We start from the raw sequence: 21,256 nt of genomic DNA, 5'->3' as shown, positions 1-21,256 counted from the left end.
TTACACCAATTATGCACATGCTCTTTTTTACATACAAAACTCGGAAATAAATCAAACGTAAATTGCCAAATGTTATTCTGTATCGTTTCAGTATAAGATTTTAATGGAAACCTAAGCTCTTTTATCGATTTTCTATCATCACCCGCATTTTCTGGTTCAACAATTTTTGCATTAAAAACAAACTCTCTAATTGGTTTTTGAATAGCGTCTTTATACCAGGCTTCGTCAAAATACTTGTCATTTGTAGCAGGCATTTTAGTTTCCGCGAGATTGTATAAATCAAAAAAATCACCCTTTGAAATCTCCGAAATTAGATTTTTATACAATTCAACAGCGCACTTTAAAAGCTCCTGATTTTCTCTTACCTCGGTATCATCGTTATGGCTTTTTAGCCATACCCCATCTCTTTCTGTTTGAGGGTGAAAAAAGAAGCTATTTACAATGACAGGAAAATGAAAGTTTTCAGTCCCAATAAGTGGGAAATCACAGAATAATTTTGGAAGATTCTTGATGCATTTGACTGAAAAACCTTCTTTAGTCTTTTCAACCTCAGTTGCAACAGTAACTCTATCGTCCGTAGCCTGTAATATTAATATTTCCGATGTTTCTCCATTTTCATTTTTCTCAATAGCGGTTATTAAATTATTGTTTAATGAGTTAGTGCTTATAAAAGTAGTGGTTAATTTCATGGTGTTGTCCATGATGTCCACACAACTTATCTTTGGGATAAAAGATAATACAAAAGGTATAAGTTTCGAAAACTCATTCAAGCCGATTCTTGCTATTTCTTTTTGTTCTGCTGTATCTAACAAATAGCAAAAAGATGTGTTAAATTGATTATGATCGTACTCAATTTCTAACTTTTTGGCAGAACGGTGAAATTCTGTCCATGCATTTTCAATTTTTGGGATAAGTTGGCTTGTAGTTGCGCCTAATCTATCCAACGGGAATTGAAATGTATAAAAATCGTTACTCTCTGTTTTTACAATGCCTTTTATTTGAACTACTTTCGATAGTAAGTGCGTCGTTAAAAATCCTGTTCCAAACCGACCTGTCCTTTTTGTATGCTCTCCTTCCTCGACTTCTTTAGACGAAATTTGGTTTATTAGCCCTCTAATGTCCCGTTCCGTAAAGTGAGTTCCATTATGTCTAAATTCAACGCTTTTTTCGTCAAGTATAATCTGAACTGATACTGTTCTATCTTCTTCAGCAATACTATCTTTGGCATTTTGCAAGAGTTCCCAAGCCCAACGGCCTTGATTGTTTTCCACTGTTTTATTAAGCTCACCTAGCCGTTTTATTATTTTTTCGGCGATTGAGCGATTTCCATCCTCTTTTCTTCCTGCTTCGATTGATTCAATCATAATGTTTTTATTGGGCATCTGGATAAAGACAGCGCCTATATGCTAAAGCATAAGGCTTGAATTTTTATTTGTGTTGCTAATTTGTATCTGTAAAAGGGTTCAGTAGGCGTACTCCCGTATGCTCAAAGTCTTTAACATTCCTTGTTACTACGGTCAGATCATAAGTGAGCGCGGTGGCGGCAATGAGTTTATCGAGTGGGTGCTGGGCATCTGGAACGCGTAGTTTTCCCCACAGCAGGGCAGTGTCACTGTCAATACCAAGAATATGGTTTTGATAGTCTTGGAGTATGGCAATTAACCAATTTTCCAAGAGTTGGCCTTGGATGCTATCGCCACGATGTAGAATTAAATCAACGCCCCGACGTAATTCGCCAATGGTGATGGCTGAAAGATAGAGCTGTGTATTTTGGGCAATGGCGACCTCGAAAAATTGGCGAACACCTAGATTAGCATTGTTGCCCTTTCTGATTTCACTGATAACATTGGTATCAATTAAATACATCGGCAGCGTGGATCTCGCCGTTAACCCTCTGGAAGTCAGCATCAATACCCACATTGGGAATAGTTGCTATAGCTTCGGCGAAGGATTTACGGGGCGGTTTCAGTAAAGCCTCTGCCAAAATGGCGCGATGTTCTGCTTCTGCCGAGCGATGATGTTCCATTGCCCGTTGCTTAAGCGCATTTATAATGGCTTCGTCAATATTTCTGACAACTAAACTTGGCATTGGACTTTCCAGTAGGTTAATTTACTGTCAATGCTAGCATATCTCAAGGTAATTGCAATAATACGAAATTAATGATTGGATTGGCGTGTGCTTGTCGGATGGGTAAGCCGGAACCAAGGGGCGGCCTTAGCATCTATTGGCTAAGGCGGATTACCTGCGAACGTCATTTGGTTGACTTACCCGAAGAGGGAGGATTTATATCCTATTTTGCTGTTACCACTATTAAGACTTACGGCAACGTTACTTTTTCGCCGCCGCATAAGCATCATAAAGCTGTTTCAACAACGGTTTGTTCAATTCGCGGGTATGGCGGTTCCAGCGCACCATTGACTCGTCGATAGCGACTTTCAGGCGGGTGGCGGTGTCCAAATCGCCGCTGCGTAACGCCCAGATAGCGTATTGCACCAGCGACTCAAAGCTGCCGAACTGTTCGGCGGCTAGGGCGAATTCGATTTGCGCGGCTGTGTTGTCATCGAGTCCGGCGTAGGCGCGGCCCAGTAAAATGGCGAGCTGTTCGGCGCGGAAAGCGGGGTCGTCGGCACGGATGGCGGTCAGGTGCGCTATGGCTGGAGCGTATTGCCCGCATTCGACAAAACACCGCGCCGCGCCAAAACGGATGACCGGATCGGTAGCGAACGGGCCTTTTAGACAGGCTTCGTAATGTTCGGCGGCTTCTTCGGCGCGGCCTGCTTCTAATAGGGCGGCGGCAAAGCGTGTCCGGTTTTTGACCGTGCCGGAGTATTCAAATTCGGCGCGGGCTTCGCGCAATTCGCGGGTGGGGTCTAGGACTTTCGCGGCGACGGCGACGGCTTTTTTCGCCCCGCTTTCTATGCGCGAGTCAGGCAGGTAAATGACGATAAAGTAGACGAGGCTGCCCAACAACGGGAATGAAAATAAGATAAACAGCCAAAACAGTTGCTGGCCGCTACGCAGGGCGTGGATGGCAAAAAATATCGCGATGATGACATGAATACCAATCCCTAAAATCGACATAACTTCTCCAGAATATAGAATGCTTGAGTGGCCAACGTTGCGCCGCCTATTAAGCGGATATGCATATATCTTTTAACGCTTGACATTGGCATCTCTGTAACCCCCTCCCAGCCTCCCCCTTGCCAGGGGGAGGGGCTTGTTCCCCCTGATTTTCGCCTGTTCGACGGGGAAGATGCTCCCTCCCCTGCGAAGGGGAGGGCTGGGGTGGGGTTTAATTCACGAATGTTAAAAGGTATATGCGCACCTACTTAAGCAGTATGCCTTAAAGCGGCGGTTTGGCAATTGGCGCTAGTGGCGCAGGCCGCGCAAGACTGCTTGCCCGGCCTGCCCGATAGGCTTACACTTCGGTGGAATTGACCCATAAATCATGCTTGTTGCACAGGCTGAGCGCGTATAAGGTGCCGCTGTAACCGTCTAAGGTAAACGTCGAGATGGGGGCTTTGTCTTCCATCGGGTTGAACAGCTTTTCGGCCAAGAATTTATGGTTTTTGTCTAACAAGACATGCTTGACGATGTAGTGTTCGTAGCCTTTCATTTCGTGGGCGGTGACGACTTTTACCGTGACTTTGCCGTCGGCTTTACTGATCTCAATAGTCGGCAAATGCGTGGCGACTTTGCCGCTCCAGCGTCCGGCGGAGTCTTTGGTATAGTATAAATCAGCCGTTTCGGCGGCTACGGCGGGTGCCGTTTCGGCTTGGCTAAGGGCGGGAACCAGTAGGCCTGTTGCCAGTCCGGCGGCGCTTAAGTGTATAAAATCACGACGTTTCATATCATTTTCTCGCTATTGATGGGGGAAAGACAGTGCCGGGCTATTCGTTACCCGCACCCTGATAAGCATTTTTTCGAGCTTTTTGTAATTTGCAATAGTCACGCGCTCGGCCTGCCCAAGCCATGACTAACGGTGCGCCACCGATAGCCACCGCATCCACTAAACAGTACCACGCGGCAACACCGCTGGGCGGGTTGCCTTGCGGCAAGTGCAGGACGGGGTCGATGGCCGCCCATTTCCAAGTGCCGACGGCGGTGCCGATCAGCTCCAGCCAAGTGGTGATGAAAAACGCCGCCAAATAGACCATCGGCGAACGGCCTTTAAACAGGTAGGCTAAAAATACCACAAACAGCAACGCCCCGACATAGTCGCCTTGGTCGGGAATGCCGCTGATGCCCCATAATGACCACAAACCGCAGACGGCTACCACAAAGGCGGCGATTTGTCTGGCATGGGTCAGAAAGAAGCCTGACCGCGCCAGTGCCACGGCGGTCAGATAAACCATGCCATGCCCCGGCGGCACATAAGCAGGGACGTTGCTGAAACGGTAAGTGTACCCGCCCATGTAAGGGGAGGCAAAATGTTCGCCGATAGTGGCGAACAGCACGGCAATTAAGACTTGCACCCGGACATCTTTGGCTTCACCCAGCAATAGTCCGGTCAGAAATACCCAGCCGCACACGCCTAAGGCATTTTGCTTCGCCATATCGGCGTTGGCATCGCTGATAAGGCACACCGCCACGCAAAAAAAGGTGAAGGCGGCGATGAAATAATCTCTTTTTTTATGGGGGTAGAGCAAATGGGGTTGGGGAAAATGCCGCAGCACAAGTACCTCTGTCTGATAGTGTAGCGCCGCTTGCCAAAAGTGTAAGCGGCTGTTGTTTAAGAATAGAGCTGGCTAAGTGAAAAACCAAGCCACTGCCGCATAGCGGGCCAATTTGCCCAGCATAATCAGCAGACACGCGGGCCAAAACGCAAGCCTTAACCAGCCGCCAGCAAAGCACAAGGCATCACCCAGCACGGGCAACCAAGAAAACAGCAGTGTCCACAAACCGTATTGCCTGACCAGGTTTAAGGCTTTTTGGCGGTTTTTCGGCAGCAAGTCGGCGACCGGAAATTTTTTCGCCGCCAACACCCCCAAGCCCCAAGTGGTCATCGCCCCCAAGGTGTTGCCTAAGGTCGCCACCAGCAGCAACTGTCCGAGCGGATGCTGGCCTTGGCTAACCAGATAAGCCAGCACCACTTCCGAGCCGCCGGGGGCGATTGTCGCGGAAATAAAGGCACTGGCAAACAGTCCTGTCAAACCGCTTAAACTGTCCATGATGGGTTTTCCTTTTATATTCTAAACGGTTGGTTCAATTTTTACTGCCTCAGAAGAGCGCGAAAACTTGCCCGTTTTAAGCGTCAGACTAAGAACAATAAGGCTAATAAATCTGCCCACAAAACAATAACGATTAAACGCTTAGCCAAATTTGGCAAAAAAGCCACCGCCAAAAAAAACCCCTGTGCGGTTAGAGGCACAGGGGTTTTTCTGATGCTCAGCCTTAAACTTTAGGCAACACGTTGCTTTTGTTACCTGAGACTAATTTTAACAAAGCCGATAACAGCTTAACGCCGCGCTCAACCAGCAGGGCAACGCCTTCAAAAATCGTGGCGATAATTTCCGACGCGCTCATGCCGTGGAATTTACGCGCCAAATACGGCCCTAACAACAAGCCGGCGGCCAATCCGATGACCATTACGCCAGAAAAAAAGCCTTCCGGTTGCGCAGGCACCGCTGTGCTGGCCGCAGCAGGGCTGATGACATCAGGCGCAGGCGGCGCGGCGGCGGCCTGTTTATCGGCTTCGGCGGCTGTGGCAATCAGTTCGGGCAGACCAACTTTATAATCATCGGCGATAACATTAGCCGTCACGCCGGGAATACTCGGCAAATCGCCGTCGCCTTTACCGACCTTAAGCTGGGCTTTCATGCCCTTTTCCATGTGCTGGGCAATATCACAGTGCACCAGATAGGTTTTGTCGCCGGGCGGCAAAATCAAGGTGCCGGAAATTTTCGCAGGTCCTGACACTTCCAAATGGAACATGCCTTTAGGGTACAAATACTTCGGCAAGCCGTGCATCATCCATTGGTGGCGGATTTTGTCCTCATTAACAAAATGCACCGTCAGCTTAGTACAGGGTTTGAATTGGTATTCTTGGGTATCAAAAGCAAACATCCGGCCAGGGAATTTTTCGGCGTATTTATGGCCGGCATGGACGGTAATCTCTTTAGTTTCGGAGATACTGTCGCAACCGCCGGGCAAAGTGTCGGCGTTTTGCCCCATGACCATGCCACCCGCCATGTCCATCAGATGGCCGTCACCATGGTTCATGAGCATACCGTCATGCTCTTGGTAATCTACTGCCGCAACCGAAGCGGAAAACAGGATAGCAAGGCCACCAACCGCTAAAAACTTCACCATTATTTGTCTCCTTTTTGATTAGAAATCAGCCAGATGCAGGGTATTATAGCGTATTGCCCAACATCTGGCACCCCCAAACCCGCCGTATTATAAGCCTTAGAATTTTTTCGCTTTACCTAACAGACCGTCAATAGCGCCTTTAAATCCGGCATGGGACAGATACAACACATACAAGCCAGCGAAGGCAAAGAAGGCGTATAATAACAGACTGCCTTTACCTACCGCCCCGCCGCTGCCGGCCTTAAAGCTCATGTGCGCATCCAAACGCTCGCCTTGGTCAGGGATTAAGGTGATATGAATCAAATACTGGCCCGCTTCGGGTACGCCGTTAGGCAGTTCCAAGTTGACCGTACCGGCTTTATGCTTTGCCGCAGGCAGGAAGAACACACGGGTACCTTCAGGTTCTTTGGTCACTTCAAACTCAACCGTCATGTTTCTGTAACGCATGTCTTGATAGTCGAACACCAATTGGGTTTTAGTGTCAATGCCCGGCAATTTACCGCAAAACTCTTCAGCAGAATAGGCAACTGGCTGATAAGCCGTATAATGTATCCAATGGGTCGGTTCCAATTCAAATTTACATTGGTCGGTATCCGTACCTGCCGCACCACCGTGCGCCCATACTGAAGCGGAAAAAACCAAGCCTAATAGTGCCAAACAACCTTTTTTTACAATGTGTGCGGTTTTCATAATACTTTCCCGTCTCGATAAATAGTAATTATTATATAAATATTCTGTGCCCTTTAACGTAGAGCTAACCGTAAATAACCTTATTTGCTGTATTATTATCGGATAGCAACTATCAACTCTAGCATATCAAGCCCAGCAAATAAAGGCTTCGATAACAGCAAGCTTACCATTAATAATAGCAGAAGCAAATCGTCGTGCTATTGCGCTGGTATTGCTATACTTTCCGCCTTTTCGTAGACTTAAGCCATCATCATTTAACCGGAGCCCCCAGCACATGTCATCATTGACTACATCAAAAGCTTGGTCTGCCTTACAAGACCATTACCATCACATCCAAAATTTTGTCTTACGCGAGGCTTTTGCCCAAGACCCCCAGCGCCATGCCAAATTTTCCTTGACGTTCAATGACATTCTTTTTGACTATTCAAAAAACCGCATTAACGACGAAACCCTGCCTCTGCTGATTGCTTTGGCGGAGCAGCAAGGGTTGGCAGAAAAGATCGCCGCGATGTTTTCCGGCGCGGCCATCAACACCACCGAACACCGCGCCGTTCTGCATACCGCTTTGCGCAACCGCAGCAACCGGCCCATCTATGTCGACGGCAAAGACGTGATGCCCGATGTCAACCGCGTCTTGGCAAAAATGCGCGGTTTTTGCGAAGCGGTGCGCTCCGGCGCGTGGAAAGGCTATACCGGCAAGACCATCACTGATGTGGTGAATATCGGCATAGGCGGCTCCGGCCTAGGCCCGAAAATGGTCTCAATGACACTGACCCCGTACAGCACCAGCGCCTTAAAAGTCCATTATGTGTCTAATATCGACCAGACGGATATTGTTGAAAAGCTTAAGCCGCTTAACCCCGAAACCACGCTGTTTATTGTCGCGTCAAAAATATTTTCCACCCAAGAAACGATGATGAACGCCACGTCGGCGAAAAATTGGTTTTTGGCCACCGCCCAAGACCCTGCCGCCGTTGCTAAGCATTTCGTCGCCATTTCCACCCACGCCGAAAATGTCGCCGCGTTTGGCATCGACACCGAAAACATGTTTGAATTTTGGGATTGGGTCGGCGGGCGTTTTTCGCTATGGTCAGCTGTTGGCCTGTCGATTGCCTTGTACATCGGCATGGATAATTTTGAGGCCTTGCTGGAAGGGGCGTACGAAGTGGACGAGCATTTCCGCACCGCTCCATTTGCGCAAAATATCCCGGTCATCATGGCCTTATTGGGGATTTGGTATAATAATTTCTTTGATGCCGATTCCCACGCCTTACTGCCTTATGACCAATCCATGCGCTACTTCGCCGATTATTTCCAACAAGGCGATATGGAAAGCAACGGCAAAAGCATCACCATGGACGGCGACAAAGTCGACTACAGCACCGGGCCGATTATTTGGGGACAACCGGGCACCAACGGCCAACATGCGTTTTTCCAGCTTATCCACCAAGGTACCAAACTGATACCTTGCGATTTTCTGGTCGCCGCCAACAGCCATTATAAGTTGCCCGGCCACCATGACATTTTAGTGTCTAACTTTTTGGCGCAACCGGAAGCCTTGATGCGCGGCAAAACCCTAGACGAAGTGAAACGGGAATTGACCCCCGCCGAAGGCGAAGACCACGTTTTGGTCGCCTCGAAAGTGTTTGAGGGCAACAAGCCGTCCAACTCGTTTTTATGCAAAAAAATGACCCCCAAAACCTTAGGCTCCTTCTTGGCGCTGTACGAACACAAAATTTTTGTCCAAGGCGTAATCTGGAACATCAACTCCTTTGACCAAATGGGGGTCGAATTGGGCAAAATCTTGGCTAAAGCCATTTTGCCGGAATTGCAAAACGACGCGGTCATCACCAGCCACGACAGCTCCACCAATGGTTTGATCAACGCTTACAAACGTTTGAAAGACTGATAGGCCATAACAAAGCCAGGCGGGGGGCTTGCCCCCTACCGAAACCCCACTGTTTATCTTAGGAGTTTTTTTGCGCACTTTTATAGCTGAGCTTGAGCAACATCAAGCCATGATGACCCGATTGGCCGCTTGTCATGAAGACATTACGGCGGCGGGTGATGTCTTAATCAAGACCTTGCAACACGGCGGTAAAATCCTGCTGTGCGGCAACGGCGGCAGCGCTGCCGACTGCCAGCATATCGCCGCTGAACTGGTGGTGCGCTATGAAAAAGACCGCTCCGCCCTAGCCGCCTTGGCCTTGACTACCGATTCGTCTATCCTTACCGCCCACAGTAACGATGTCGGCTTTGAGAGTGTGTTTTCCCGTCAAGTCGAGGCCTTGGCAAACCCGCAAGACTGTCTTATCGCCATTTCCACCTCCGGCAAAAGCCCGAACATCCTTAAAGCCGCCGAAGTGGCGCAACGTAAAGGCATGGCGGTGATTGCCCTGACGGGCGGCAACGGCGGGCAACTGCTCGCTTTAGCCAGTGCTGCCGTGGTGGTGCCATCTGATGTGACCGCGCGTATCCAAGAGGCGCATATCTTAATTGGGCATTGGTGGTGCGGAGCCATTGAAAGCCATTTTGCGGGCGCATAGCCATGCTAAGGCATGGGTAGGAAATATTTAGGCAAACGTTAAAAGGTACGGAACTTGGAGCGTGGGCATCTTCCCCGCCTTCCAAAGATGCTTATGCCGATGTACCAACGCTTTTTAACCTGGACTTTTTGCAGGACTAGCGTCCTATATTTCAACCAGCCAGTTAAGCAAACATCGCGCTAATCCGCCATCAGGATTGCCAGAAAAGGTTTTGCTTATTGTTATGTTTTGTTAACAATGGGCCGTGTATAACCCTAAATATTTACAAGGGTCAGAAATAGATGCACGCCAACTTACCGCTCAGCCGCGCCGATTTTTTAAAATTAAAGGAACGTTTCATGCTAGCCACTTTACCTGAGTTCAGTCAGGCGAAAATTATTGTTATCGGCGATGTCATGCTCGACCGTTATTGGTCTGGGCAAGCGGCGCGGATTTCCCCCGAAGCCCCCGTGCCGGTAGTGCGGGTCCATAACAGCGAAGATCGGGTCGGCGGCGCGGCCAACGTCGCCCTGAACATCGCCCATCTGGGTGGGCAAGTGACCTTACTGGGCGTGGTCGGTGATGATGCCGAAGGTGAAGAATTAAAACGCCTGCTCCAAGCGCAAGGCGTGGAATGCCTGTTTGTTGTCCAGCCCGGTCTGCGCACCATTTGCAAACTGCGCATTATGGCCCAGCACCAACAACTGATCCGCGTCGATTTTGAAGACCTGCCGCTACAGTTTGACCGTAGCCTGCTGCAAGCGCACTTACAGCAGCTCTTGCCCGAACACGATGTGCTGGTGTTTTCCGACTACGGCAAAGGCACCCTAACCGATGTCGCCAGCCTGATCCCATTAGCCAAACAAGCCGGGTTGCAAGTGCTGGTCGACCCTAAAGGCACCGATTTCCAACGCTATGCCCATGCCGATGTCATTACCCCTAATCTAGGAGAATTACTGGCCGTGGTCGGCAGTTGCGCCGACGAATCGGCGCTTTTGGCAAGAGGCCGCAAACTCCTTGCCGACCAGCAAATCGCCACCTTATTGCTGACGCGTGGCGAAGCGGGTATGACCTTAATCCAACCTGACCGCCACGAATCCCTGCCCGCCCAAGCCAAAGACGTGTTTGACGTGACCGGGGCGGGCGATACCGTCATCGCCGTCATGTCCTTAGGCATGGCACTGAATTTGCCCCTACCCGAATCCATGTACTTGGCAAACTTGGCGGGCGGCATTGTCGTCGGCAAGCTCGGCACTTCCACTGTGTCTAAAGAAGAGCTGACCCGCGCCCTGCACGGCGACCCTAACGACGCGCAATATGGCATCGTCTCCGAAGACGAGCTGGCCTGCCTGATCGAACATGCCAAAGCGGGCGGCGAACGGGTCATCATGACCAACGGCTGTTTTGACCTCTTACATGCCGGCCACGTCAGCTACCTGCAACAAGCCAAAGCCTTAGGCGAACGCCTGATTGTCGCCGTCAATGCCGACGCGTCGGTGCAGCGGCTCAAAGGCGAAACCCGCCCGATTAACGGCCTGCAACAACGCATGACCGTCTTAGCGGCCTTGGCCTGTGTCGATTGGGTGGTGGCGTTTGAGGAAGACACCCCCGAACGCCTGTATTGCCGCCTATTGCCCGATGTCATCGTCAAAGGCGGCGATTACAGCCCCGATCAAGTGGCGGGCGGCGACTGCGTGATTAAAGCGGGCGGGGCAGTAAAAATCTTACACTTTGTGGAGGGGCATTCCACCACATCAATGATTAACAAAGCACGGGGTAGCGAATGATTATAGTGACAGGCGGGGCGGGTTTTATCGGCAGCAACCTCATCCGCGCCTTAAATGACCGCGGCGAGCGCGATATTTTACTGGTCGATAATTTGGCGAACGGGCGCAAAATGCTCAACATCGCCGATCTGGACATTGCCGACTATTGCGACAAGCACGATTTGCAGGCCAAACTTGCCGACCGCCATTTTTTGCAACGCGTCCGCGCCATTTTCCATCAAGGCGCTTGCTCAGCCACCACCGAATGGGACGGCCAGTATGTCATGCAGAACAATTACGAGTATTCCAAGCAACTCCTACATATTTGTCTGGCGCAAGGCATCCCGTTTATCTACGCCTCCTCGGCCTCGGTGTACGGCAACGGCGCGAAAGGTTTTAGCGTCGACCGCGCCTGCGAGCAGCCGATCAATATGTACGCTTACTCAAAATTCCAATTTGACCAATACGTCCGGCGCATCCTGCCCACCGCCACCTGCCAAATTGCCGGGTTCAGGTATTTTAACGTCTACGGCCCGCGCGAGCAGCACAAAGGCGCGATGAGCAGCACCGCCTTCCACTTCAACCAGCAAATCATCGCCAGCCAAACCGCCCGCCTGTTCGCGGGCTGCGACGGCTACGCCGACGGCGAACAGCAACGCGACTTTGTCTATGTCGGCGATGTCGTCGACGTTAACCTGTGGTTTTTAGACCACCCCGACCAATCCGGCATCTTCAACGTCGGTACCGGCCAAGCCGAACCTTTCAAAGCCGTCGCCGAAGCCGTCATCGCGTGGCATGGGCAGGGGCGGATTGAATACATCCCCTTCCCTGAGCATTTAAAAGGCGCTTACCAAAGCTATACCCAGGCGGATATTAGCGGGCTACGCGCGGCGGGGTATGACAAGGCGTTTTTGAGCGTTAAGGAAGGGGTTGGGCGGTATTTGGCTTGGTTGAATGGGGGAGGGGAAAGCTAAAACCATGTGGCAAGACCCGATAGTGAATGAAACCCGTGCGCTCCGTGAAGAATACGCCGCTAAGTTTAATCATGATCCTAATGCCCTCTTTGAGGATATTCTCAAACGTCAGGCTCAGGCAGGGAAGAAAGTGATGCCTTTGCCGCCACGAAAACCCTTATTGGCACCGAAAGCCGCCTAACTACCCACAAGGCCGTTTGAAAGTTTCCGAGGGTTTTTACTGTGATTTGCCCATTCGGCCCATTTCGCTGGTACTTTTGCGTTGAATCCATAACACAATGGTAAAAATACTTGTCACAAAGTTTGGCGTATAATGATGTCTGACCTTGGCATATTTTTAACCCTACCACAACCATGACCGACCAAGAATTAAAAGACCTTGTTGCCAGCCTAGCCATCAACCAGCAAAAAATGTCTGAAGAAGCGGCTCTTTCCCGACAAGAAGCGGCCATTTCCCGACAAGAAGTAGACCGGGCATTAAAAGAAACCGATAAAGCCATTAAAGAGCTGAGCAAGCAAATCGGCGGTATTGCCAATAAATTCGGCAGCTTTACCGAAGGTTTGGCCTTGCCCTCCATGACCAAAATCCTCTCCGAACAATTTGGTATGACTACTATTAACCCCAGCGTACGGGTGAGGGATAAAAGCGGTAACGAGCAGGAAATTGATGTGTTGGCTTACACAAACGGCGACATCAACACGGCGATTATCGTCGAGGTAAAAAGCCATCTGCGCGAAGAAGGCATTGAGCAGTTATTGAAACAATGCCGTAATTTTCGTGTGTTGTTTCCCGAATTAGCCGATAAAAAGCTCTATGGCATTCTTGCGGCGGTAGATGCCAGCCAACAATTACAGCAAAAAGTCTTGGCGCAAGGTTTATACTTCGCCAAAATCCATGACGAGCAGTTTTCTTTATGTGTGCCCAAAGATTTTAAGCCGTTTTGTTTTACTGCGCACTAAGCCCCGCAAAAGCGGCCCTTAAAATAGCTGCACTCCCTCTTTGATGGCCTGCTTGGCGACCACCTTACTCTTGCCGCCTTTCATTACCACAAAACACAGGCCTTCTATCTCCAATTCGGCGACCAGTCTTTTGACTAACGCATCTTCACTGCTATAGAGGGTCTTTTCAAAGGCCAAGACATAGGTTTTGGCTTCTGGGTAATGCCGCATAGGTTTTTCCGCCAACCAAGCGTGTTTTACACCGGGCAGGGTATGGATTTGCTCGCGGATTTGTTGGCATATCTCCGCGTGGTTGCCGGGACTGACCAGAAGGTCGGTATTGGCGACAAAAGCCCGTTCTTGTTGTGCAGCTTGGTTGATGTCATATTGCCGCTCGGCCTGTTCTTGCCAGTACGCGACCGCCGCCGTGTCATTTAGCTCCCGATAATAATAAATCAGCCAATCACAGCCGTTTAGGCGCAAATCCTCCTGCTTGTCCATTGCCTGTTTTATAAAATCCAACCCGGCGGCATCTTGTTTCGCCAGCAATAGCCTGCCGATGGCAAAATCAGCTTTGGCCTGCTCCGGCTCTTGGGTTTTGTACCGCTCAAACAAAGCCAGGCAATCTTGGTCGGGGGCGAATTCTTCCGTCAGCACCGCCAACTGCCACAGTTGTTCCGAGGCCATCCCGGCCAATGGCGTGGCCTGTAAAGCTGCCAGCTTGGCGCGGCCTTCCTGCATATAATGGTAGCGTTCTTCCCAACGGCTTTCATTTTGTTGCCGCCATTGTTGGTCAAAATGCGCCATAATATCGGGTAACTGCCCGACAAACCAAGCCTGGGCGGCGGAATAACTGACCCGCTCTGGCGGGCTGGCAGGGCATTTTAAGGCTGCCAAGCGGTCTTTTAAGGCGGGATGGGTATCGTAATAGCCGGTTTTGACCGCCATTGCCTTATCGATTTTGCTTTGCAAGGCATGGCTGTCAAAGGTTGCCGCTTGTAAAAAATCCAAAAGCTGGCTATACGGTGAACCCGGTGGCTGCGGAATACTGTCTGCTTGGCGGATAAACGGTTGCCAGTAGTGTTCGTTGACCCAACCCTGCACGACATGGGTGTTGATTAAGGCATGGGCAATGTCTTCGGGTGAAGTCAGTTGGGCGGCGACCGCATCGGCGTTATATTCATTGGCGCGGGCTAAGGCGAAAGAATAGGCGGCAAAGGTGGGGGCGTACCAGTTGAAGAAGCGGCGCAGCAGGTTAGTGCCAAAATTATTCTGCTGGCTTAAGCCGTTGACAATCCTGTCCCAACTCAGCCGGACGCGGTAAATCCAGCCGGAAAAACGGCTGTGCTTGCCGGATAAATGGCCTAATTCATGGGCGATGACCGAGCGCACTTGTGCAGGCGATTGGCTGAGCAACAATTCCACACCTAAAATCAGGGTGTTTTTATACCAGCCGAACACACCCAAACGCGGGGTTTGGACAATGGCGGCGTTATATTCGGGGGTAAGGATAACCTGATGGACTTTCGGGGCTTTGAGCTTGCGGCTAAGGCTTTTCAGTTCAGTAAAAATTGCCGGATACTGTTTGGCTTTTACGCGATAGCCGACCGGAGCCTGAAAACGTACCCATAACGCCCGCAACAAAACATAAATCATGATGAGCAAGGCAAAAATCAGCTTAGTCTTGAACAAAAACAGGATGAAAGCGGTACTGGCTAAAGCCGCCCAGCCGAGGCCGCCGACCAAGCCGATTAACACCAGTAACATGCCAAAAATGACGGCATAGCCTAGCAATGCCAACAAAGCGACCTTAATCGTGTAACGTCGGGGATTGTGCTGAATATCGCGTTCGGCGGCGGCGATTAACTGCTCAAACCGCTCTCTGCGTTGGGTGGTCGATTGCATGGGTAGATCCTGCCAAGAGTTACCGGGCCGCCGGGTCAAGCTGGCCCGGCGGGTATGGGACACGCGCTAGAGTTGTTTTTATATTACTAAAAAACGAGGCATGATAGCAGTTTTTTCGCGTACAGCCAGAGCGGCAAGGCATTTTATTTGCGGAGCCTGCCCAGCCTGCGGTTACAAAAACACCCTGCCAAACCCTTACCGTTCCCTAAAGCAAATAATCTCTGCGCAAAACCAGTCAGCGGGTCACGGATTCGTTATAATGTCACCATCGATAATCACAGACAAGGGTGCAAACACTATGGCAGATGAAAGCAATGCGATACATAAAATAGTCATCGTTGGCGGCGGTGCGGCGGGTCTTGAGCTGGCGACGACTTTAGGGTATAAGCTGGGCAAGAAAAAGTTGGCGGAAATTACGCTGATTGATGCCACCACCACGCATATCTGGAAGCCGTTGCTGCATGAAGTGGCGGCGGGGACGTTGGACGAATCGGAACAAGTGGAATATATGGCACAGGCGCACCGCAGCCATTTCCGCTTCCGCCTAGGCAAGATGGAAGGCCTGAACCGTACCGCTAAGGAAATTTATGTCAGCCCGACTTTTAACGAGGCGGGCGAAGAGCTGATCCCGCGCCGCACCTTTGCTTATGATACCTTGGTCATGTCAGTCGGCAGTGTCAGCAATACCTTTAACATTAAGGGGGTTGCCGAGCATTGCCTGTTTTTGGACACCACCTCGCAAGCGTTTAAGTTCCAAAAGCAATTGTTTGAGTCGTATATTAAAAATTATATCGGCAAAGATAGCGCGACAGTTAAGCCCTTATCCATTGCTATTGTCGGGGCGGGGGCGACCGGGGTGGAACTGGCCGCGCAACTGCATGAAGTGACCGACGTACTGGCGATTTACGGCCTGAACGAGACCAGCAATGTTAAACTGACCATTATCGAAGCGGCCACGCGCTTATTGCCTGCCCTGCCGGATAAGCTGGCGTTGGCGACCCAACAGCAATTGGTAAAACTGGGCGTGGACTTAAAGCTGGGGCGGCGGGTGATTGAAGTCACTTCCGCAGGCATCACCACCCATGATGATGAATTTATCGAGGCTAATATTAAAGTCTGGGCGGCGGGCATTAAGGCACCGGATTGGATGAAAAACCTGGATGGCCTGGAAACTAACCATGTTAACCAATTGGTGGTCGACCGCACCTTAAAAACCAGTGACGACAATATTTTTGCAATGGGCGATTGTGCGGCGTGTGCATGGACAGGCCGTACCGGCAATGTGCCGCCCCGCGCCCAAGCCGCACACCAACAAGCCACGGCGGTGGGCAAGTCCATCATCAACCGCCTAAAAGGCGGCAGTCCGGTCGAGTTTGTTTATTATGATTACGGCTCTTTGGTGTCGTTAGGCAAGTACACCACGGTCGGCAACCTGATGGGCAATTTGATGGGTACGGTCAGTATCGGTGGGTTTATCGCCAAAATTGTGTATTTGTCGCTGTATAAAATGCACCAAATTGCTATCCACGGCTATTTCCGCACCGCCATGCTGACGCTTTCCAACGCCTTTAGACGCAGCGTTTATATCAAAATAAAAATGCACTAAGCCCTTTTTTAACAACAACAAAAATAACAATATGTTTGAAATTGAATATGAGTTCCGCGAACAAGACCTGATCCATTTTAATGAGTTGCAGTTCTCTAAAAATGATGAAATCCAGCACAATATCAAAAAGAACCGCCTGATGGTACCCGGGGTGATTTTTTTAATTGGCGCGTTCTATTATTTTTATTATAACGACGTGCAAACTACCGCTTATGTGATGGTCATCGCGTTGTTATGGGCGTTGCTGTCACCGAAGATCATGATGTTGGATTTGCATCGGCAGATTTTGAAAAGCTATACGCCGAAAGAAAAAAATGACATGTTCGGCAAGTACAGCCTGACCATAGACCCCGCCAACCCGAAATATTTGCTGGAAAAATCGCCCAGCGGCAAAAATAAGATGGGCTGGGATGAGTTGTTGCGGGTGGAATATGGCAAAGGCTATGTGTATTTTTACCTCAACCTGACCACCGCGCTGGTGATTCCGGTCGAAACCGTAACCAAAGGCAATTTGGAAGAGTTTTCCGAGCAAGTGGAAAAAATGATTGAGCGGTTTGGCGAGTAAGTTGATGCGTTAAAATGGCGGGCGGATGGCTGACGGCGATCCGCCCGTTTTTTATGGCTATTTTTGTAGTGGCGATAAAGCTTATAGTACGGCTTGTGCCCGCGCTCCGAAGAAGAGGCCGTATTTTATGCACATTCCTTATTCAAAGTCGGATTAAGGAAAGCGTTTGTGAATTATAGAAAACTTAGCTTGTCAGAAAGCTTAAGCTAGACGGGCCGTTATATACGGGGATAGCCAACAATCTCCCTTACCAACACTATCAGGAAACCCCTATGCAATTTTTTGAAATCGAAACGGAAGAAGGCAATAAATTGCTTATCAATAAAGACTATGTCGTCAAATTAGCGGCGGTGGATAATGATTTTAAAAAGGGTGCGGTATTGCACCTGTCCATGACCTCGTCCGAGTGCGCCTGTATCCCCGTTACCGCAAAAGAGTCGGCCAAGGTCAGGTCTTGGCTGTTGAGTTAAGCATCCTAATCCCTATTTATAAAGGCCGCCGCTCATTAAGCGGCACAGAGACAAGCTGGCCTGACAAATTGGGAGGCGCGGGTTAAATAAACGCTTGCGGCGAGTTGTTCAACGCTTGGTCTTGGCCGGCAATCCGCACATCAACATGGTCGCCGGGTGTTAAGCCCTCACCTTCAGCCAAGTGGAACACAAAGCCGCAGTGTTCGTAATAGTGCGGGTTTTGGCGGATGACATCCCGCCGCGATAGCTGAGTGCTGACGCTTTGCCGATAAGTGCCGTTAATAAACAATTCCAGCATGAGCGGGTCGTTATGGAGGGTGGATAAAGCCCAACCCGTGATCTTTTGTGCTTCCAGCAGGTCGATATAGCCCAAATAGGCTTTGTTCGCGTTAATGGCCTTAAAATTGACCAAGGTGTTGGTATAGGTCGGCGGTGACGGGTTGATAAATTGCGCAGCTTCCGTGCGCTGTTCGGGGTTGTCTGCCAAACCGAGAAAGTCAGCCAGACCCGCGATAAAATCATCAGGGAACAGCAAGGCTTTTTCGTAAGAAGCGATAAAGATAGGCCGTTTGGTTGTCCATAAAAACAGCAATAGGGCAAAATTAAGCCCCAACACTTTAAACATTTCCGCCAATAAAGAAATATTGTAGATAGTTGTCCGGCGGTTGGCGGTAGCGAAAATGTCGCGGACAACCACGACATAGACCCGTTCCCGGAACAGCCGTTCCCAACGCCACAAGCGCAGTTTTTTCACGCCCCAGACCGGATAACTGGCGTCGCGCTCTTTAATGATTTTTTTAGCCTGTTTTTTGTCGTTACGTTTCAGGCAATCCAGCAAGGTGCTGTCCTGATAACGCGACGATAGCCCGTCACCCATATAAATGCCCAGCTTAGATAAGACCCCGGCCACCATAGAGGTGCCGCCACGCCCGATACCCAGCACCAGGATAGTTTTTTGCGGCAAAGCGGCGGCGGTGCCGTTGATGGTGGCAAAGCCCGAATTTTTATTGCTCATTTAATTGTTTACCTGCGCTAACAGCCGTTCCACTTCGGCAAGTTCCAATTGTAAAACTCCCGCGATAGTCTCAGCGGAAAGCCCCATGTTATGGGCATTTTGCACCGCCAATAGGCGGGTTTTAGCAATGCCTTTTTCAAGCCCGATCTCCACGCCTGTTTCCAATCCTTGTTTGATACCTTGCTCACGACCTTCTTCTAGTCCTTGCTTACGCCCCCGCTCATGCCCCTCCTCCCAAGCGGTGTCGGTGACATTCTTTAAATCCCAATAATATTTCAAGCTGTCACGGTAGGCCGTTTGCTCCGAGCGGCTGAATTTGGCGATTTTCGCCACGGCGAAGACTTTGGCAAACACGTCTTCTTTCAACTCCGGCGGAATATCGTCGAATTCGTGCAGATGCCTAAACACATACAGCCATTTGTCTTGCAGATTGTCCAGTTGCGCTAAGGTTTTACGAAAATGCGGCAAGGTCAGGTAGATGAAGGTCAGCTTGTCATAAAACACCCGCCCGTGCTGGTTTTTCAGTTGGATAGCGTGGATGACCTCCTGATCGCCTGTTTTGGCATCTTCGTCGAAGACAAAATCTAAGATGCCGATAGTATAGACGGCTGCCAGTTGGAAATCCCACTCGCCCCGCTGCGCTTGTTCTTGGATAGGAAACGTGGCGTAGTAAACGCTACGGTCTTTAAAGAAATTCTGTTTGGCTTTTTGCAGTTCGACGATAAAACGTTCGCCTGTGGCACTTTTGCAGCTCAGGTCGAAGATAGCCTTCCGGTCTAGGGCTGTTGCGCCTTGGTGTTCGTTTTTGCTGTACTGCAAGCTGGCAATCTGGTGCTTGTCCGGCAACAGCGTATTTAAAAAACTGATCAACAAATCTTTATTCGGCTCTTCGCCAAACAGTTTTTTAAAGCCGAAATCGGTGAACGGGTTAACAAAAACGTCTTGCATGGCAGCGGTGCGGCGAGTGGGGAGAGTTGGGCAGAGTGTAGCACAGGCACAGGGCGGCTGTCAGGTGGGTATAAGACAGGCAAATCCTGCGGCACGGGGATTTTTGGGCGACGAAAAAGCCTAACCCGCCAGCCTAGGCAATCAGGCCGGAAAGGTCTTTGAGGGTATGTATCTCCCGCCTGTGCCGATACGCACTTTCGTCCTTGAACCGACAGTTCAAGTGGGGACACGGCTAGCCATTCAGGCTTCTTGTCTAAAACAAGCATGCACACCATGAGCTAAGCAACAAGCCCCCGGGGTTAATACAGGTTCAGGAAACACCCAGCACACTGTCGAACACCGCAGGAGATACAGGCCAATAGTTTAACGCGTTTAAGAGTTTTCCAAAACGTTTTCTATTTTATTGCCGATATTGGCCAAGCTGTCGCTGAGCTGCTGCTTGAGCATTAGGTTTTGATTTTTAGCGATTTGTAGTTCATGCGCCAAATTCAGCGCGGCGATCACGGCGATGCGGTCAGCACCGTTAACTTTGCCGGAGTCGCGCATTTTGCGCATTTGCATATCGAGCTGCTGCGCGGATTGGAGCAAATCGTCCTGTTCTTCAGGATCGCAGGCAATCCGGTATTCTTTGCCCATAATCATTAAGGCAACGGCATGGGGTCGGTTAGTCATGGGCTTGCTCCAAAGCTTTAAGACGCGTAATCATAGCCTCCACACGGCTTCTTGCCAAGGCGGATTTTTCCAAAAGCTGGGTCTTTTCTTCCAATAATTCCTGCTCGCGCAACCGTAACAGGCGATTATCGTTCTTAACGGCCTGGTATTGTTCGATAAGGCGGTCGAGTTTTTCTTCAAGTTCTTGTAATGCTAAAGGTTGGTCAGTATGTGATGCGGTCATGATGGCGGCTCAAGCGTTGCGGTTTGGGATGAACAAACTATTATCCAAGTTAACAATCAATGGTAGCATAAGCAGTATTTTTATTTTAGCGATAGTGCAATTTATTATGCGGAAATTATGCCTTACACAACCGTCAATAGCTTATTAAAGCAAACCCACCCCGACCTAAGCGCCGCCGAGGCGCACGGTATTGCCACCGGCATGTTGTGCGTCAACCGCCAGACCACCCCGGCCTATTGGCTGGACGCGCTGTTGGAGCCGACCGCGTCGCCGTCCGATGCCGAGCCCTTGCTGGTCCGGCTCTTTGAAGAAACGCGCCGCCTGCTCGCCAGCGACAGCTTTGAATTTGCGTTGTTGCTGCCCGACGACGAGCAGCCCTTGCCGGAGCGGCTCTTGGCTTTAAAAGACTGGTGCCACGGCTTTTTGTTCGGCACAGGCTGCGGTCAGCCTAACACCGCCTTAAGCCACGATACCCAAAGCATCCTAAGGGACGTTGCCGAGTTTACCAAACTGGACACCGCCGCCGAAGGCGAAGAAGATGAGTCTGCGTTTGTGGAAATCACCGAATACCTCAAATCTTCTGTCCTGTTATTGCGCGAAGAACTGGGCGATGACAGCGGCAGGGCCCTTCACTAGGAGTGTGAT

At 50.1% G+C, this 21,256-nt stretch carries 24 protein-coding genes and 1 other RNA gene; 10 read left to right on the top strand and 15 right to left on the bottom strand.

Annotated features, from left to right (window positions below; translation table 11 throughout):
- The 9 genes from AADEFJLK_RS24760 to AADEFJLK_RS20665 all read right to left on the bottom strand — a co-directional run.
- A partial coding sequence (locus tag AADEFJLK_RS24760) for a sacsin N-terminal ATP-binding-like domain-containing protein (protein ID WP_211299293.1) occupies positions 1–1,364 on the bottom strand: 1,364 nt, incomplete at its 3' end.
- Positions 1,365–1,440: 76 nt separating this feature from the next.
- Positions 1,441–1,866 carry a type II toxin-antitoxin system VapC family toxin gene (locus AADEFJLK_RS20700; protein WP_103975600.1) on the bottom strand — a complete coding sequence of 142 codons (426 nt, stop codon included), beginning with the start codon at positions 1,864–1,866 and terminating at the stop codon, positions 1,441–1,443.
- Positions 1,853–2,089 (bottom strand): FitA-like ribbon-helix-helix domain-containing protein, encoded by a 237-nt coding sequence (locus tag AADEFJLK_RS20695; RefSeq protein ID WP_103975599.1) that lies wholly within the window; start codon positions 2,087–2,089, stop codon positions 1,853–1,855. Before AADEFJLK_RS20695 ends, AADEFJLK_RS20700 begins: the two co-directional genes overlap by 14 nt.
- A 240-nt stretch (positions 2,090–2,329) precedes the next feature.
- Entirely contained in the window at positions 2,330–3,082 is a 753-nt protein-coding gene (locus AADEFJLK_RS20690) for a tetratricopeptide repeat protein (RefSeq protein WP_103975598.1), read from the bottom strand.
- 337 nt (positions 3,083–3,419) lie between these two features.
- Positions 3,420–3,851, bottom strand: a complete 432-nt coding sequence (locus tag AADEFJLK_RS20685; protein ID WP_103975597.1) for a desulfoferrodoxin family protein — start codon at positions 3,849–3,851, stop codon at positions 3,420–3,422.
- 40 nt (positions 3,852–3,891) lie between these two features.
- Positions 3,892–4,677 carry a hypothetical protein gene (locus AADEFJLK_RS20680; RefSeq protein WP_088618319.1) on the bottom strand — a complete coding sequence of 262 codons (786 nt, stop codon included), beginning with the start codon at positions 4,675–4,677 and terminating at the stop codon, positions 3,892–3,894.
- A gap of 72 nt (positions 4,678–4,749) precedes the next feature.
- Positions 4,750–5,172: a YqaA family protein gene (locus AADEFJLK_RS20675; protein WP_103975596.1), complete on the bottom strand. Its 423-nt coding sequence runs from the start codon at positions 5,170–5,172 to the stop codon at positions 4,750–4,752.
- A gap of 223 nt (positions 5,173–5,395) precedes the next feature.
- A complete protein-coding gene (locus tag AADEFJLK_RS20670; protein WP_103975595.1) occupies positions 5,396–6,313 on the bottom strand; it encodes a cupredoxin domain-containing protein in 918 nt (305 codons plus the stop codon).
- Positions 6,314–6,409: 96 nt separating this feature from the next.
- Entirely contained in the window at positions 6,410–7,003 is a 594-nt protein-coding gene (locus tag AADEFJLK_RS20665) for a hypothetical protein (protein ID WP_088618316.1), read from the bottom strand.
- A 274-nt stretch (positions 7,004–7,277) separates the two neighbouring features.
- Between AADEFJLK_RS20665 and pgi the strand changes: the two genes are divergently transcribed.
- The 6 genes from pgi (at position 7,278) to AADEFJLK_RS20635 (ending at position 13,228) form a co-directional block, all read left to right on the top strand.
- On the top strand, positions 7,278–8,912 hold the full coding sequence (pgi, locus tag AADEFJLK_RS20660; protein WP_088618315.1) for a glucose-6-phosphate isomerase: 1,635 nt from the start codon (positions 7,278–7,280) through the stop codon (positions 8,910–8,912).
- A gap of 70 nt (positions 8,913–8,982) precedes the next feature.
- The gene (locus AADEFJLK_RS20655) at positions 8,983–9,549 is read left to right on the top strand and encodes a D-sedoheptulose-7-phosphate isomerase (protein WP_249028102.1); all 567 of its coding nucleotides are present in this window, start codon (positions 8,983–8,985) and stop codon (positions 9,547–9,549) included.
- Between the two features lie 338 nt (positions 9,550–9,887).
- Complete coding sequence (gene hldE, locus AADEFJLK_RS20650; protein WP_103975615.1) at positions 9,888–11,315, top strand: bifunctional D-glycero-beta-D-manno-heptose-7-phosphate kinase/D-glycero-beta-D-manno-heptose 1-phosphate adenylyltransferase HldE; 1,428 nt, start codon at positions 9,888–9,890, stop codon at positions 11,313–11,315.
- Positions 11,312–12,268 carry an ADP-glyceromanno-heptose 6-epimerase gene (gene rfaD, locus AADEFJLK_RS20645; RefSeq protein ID WP_103975593.1) on the top strand — a complete coding sequence of 319 codons (957 nt, stop codon included), beginning with the start codon at positions 11,312–11,314 and terminating at the stop codon, positions 12,266–12,268. The genes hldE and rfaD overlap by 4 nt, the downstream gene beginning before the upstream one ends.
- Before the next feature lie 4 nt (positions 12,269–12,272).
- Entirely contained in the window at positions 12,273–12,449 is a 177-nt protein-coding gene (locus AADEFJLK_RS24755; RefSeq protein WP_170065197.1) for a hypothetical protein, read from the top strand.
- A gap of 173 nt (positions 12,450–12,622) precedes the next feature.
- Positions 12,623–13,228, top strand: a complete 606-nt coding sequence (locus tag AADEFJLK_RS20635; protein WP_103975591.1) for a DUF3782 domain-containing protein — start codon at positions 12,623–12,625, stop codon at positions 13,226–13,228.
- An 18-nt stretch (positions 13,229–13,246) separates the two neighbouring features.
- Here AADEFJLK_RS20635 and AADEFJLK_RS20630 read toward each other — a convergent pair whose 3' ends face one another.
- A complete protein-coding gene (locus tag AADEFJLK_RS20630) occupies positions 13,247–15,112 on the bottom strand; it encodes a M48 family metallopeptidase (protein ID WP_146054686.1) in 1,866 nt (621 codons plus the stop codon).
- A 298-nt stretch (positions 15,113–15,410) separates the two neighbouring features.
- Between AADEFJLK_RS20630 and AADEFJLK_RS20625 the strand changes: the two genes are divergently transcribed.
- The 3 genes from AADEFJLK_RS20625 (at position 15,411) to AADEFJLK_RS20615 (ending at position 17,753) form a co-directional block, all read left to right on the top strand.
- Positions 15,411–16,718, top strand: a complete 1,308-nt coding sequence (locus AADEFJLK_RS20625) for an NAD(P)/FAD-dependent oxidoreductase (RefSeq protein ID WP_088618310.1) — start codon at positions 15,411–15,413, stop codon at positions 16,716–16,718.
- 31 nt (positions 16,719–16,749) lie between these two features.
- Complete coding sequence (locus AADEFJLK_RS20620) at positions 16,750–17,283, top strand: YcxB family protein (protein ID WP_088618309.1); 534 nt, start codon at positions 16,750–16,752, stop codon at positions 17,281–17,283.
- Positions 17,284–17,555: 272 nt separating this feature from the next.
- Positions 17,556–17,753, top strand: coding sequence for a hypothetical protein (locus AADEFJLK_RS20615; protein WP_088618308.1), 198 nt, complete (start codon positions 17,556–17,558; stop codon positions 17,751–17,753).
- 82 nt (positions 17,754–17,835) lie between these two features.
- Here the strand turns inward: AADEFJLK_RS20615 and AADEFJLK_RS20610 are convergent, their stop codons facing one another.
- The 5 genes from AADEFJLK_RS20610 to AADEFJLK_RS20590 form a co-directional block, all read right to left on the bottom strand.
- A complete protein-coding gene (locus tag AADEFJLK_RS20610; RefSeq protein WP_088618307.1) occupies positions 17,836–18,768 on the bottom strand; it encodes a hypothetical protein in 933 nt (310 codons plus the stop codon).
- Positions 18,769–19,716 (bottom strand): Rpn family recombination-promoting nuclease/putative transposase, encoded by a 948-nt coding sequence (locus tag AADEFJLK_RS20605; protein WP_103975589.1) that lies wholly within the window; start codon positions 19,714–19,716, stop codon positions 18,769–18,771.
- Between the two features lie 168 nt (positions 19,717–19,884).
- Positions 19,885–20,067, bottom strand: a non-coding RNA gene (gene ssrS / locus AADEFJLK_RS20600) — 6S RNA.
- 21 nt (positions 20,068–20,088) lie between these two features.
- A complete protein-coding gene (locus AADEFJLK_RS20595; protein ID WP_088618305.1) occupies positions 20,089–20,388 on the bottom strand; it encodes a cell division protein ZapA in 300 nt (99 codons plus the stop codon).
- Positions 20,381–20,611 carry a TIGR02449 family protein gene (locus AADEFJLK_RS20590; protein ID WP_088618304.1) on the bottom strand — a complete coding sequence of 77 codons (231 nt, stop codon included), beginning with the start codon at positions 20,609–20,611 and terminating at the stop codon, positions 20,381–20,383. The genes AADEFJLK_RS20595 and AADEFJLK_RS20590 overlap by 8 nt, the downstream gene beginning before the upstream one ends.
- A gap of 117 nt (positions 20,612–20,728) precedes the next feature.
- Here AADEFJLK_RS20590 and AADEFJLK_RS20585 point away from each other — a divergent pair, with 117 nt between their 5' ends.
- On the top strand, positions 20,729–21,247 hold the full coding sequence (locus AADEFJLK_RS20585; RefSeq protein ID WP_103975588.1) for a UPF0149 family protein: 519 nt from the start codon (positions 20,729–20,731) through the stop codon (positions 21,245–21,247).
- Positions 21,248–21,256 lie beyond the last annotated feature (9 nt).

Source organism: Methylovulum psychrotolerans, assembly GCF_002923755.1.
Taxonomy (GTDB): domain Bacteria; phylum Pseudomonadota; class Gammaproteobacteria; order Methylococcales; family Methylomonadaceae; genus Methylovulum; species Methylovulum psychrotolerans.
This window is presented reverse-complemented; position numbering and strand designations above follow the sequence as displayed.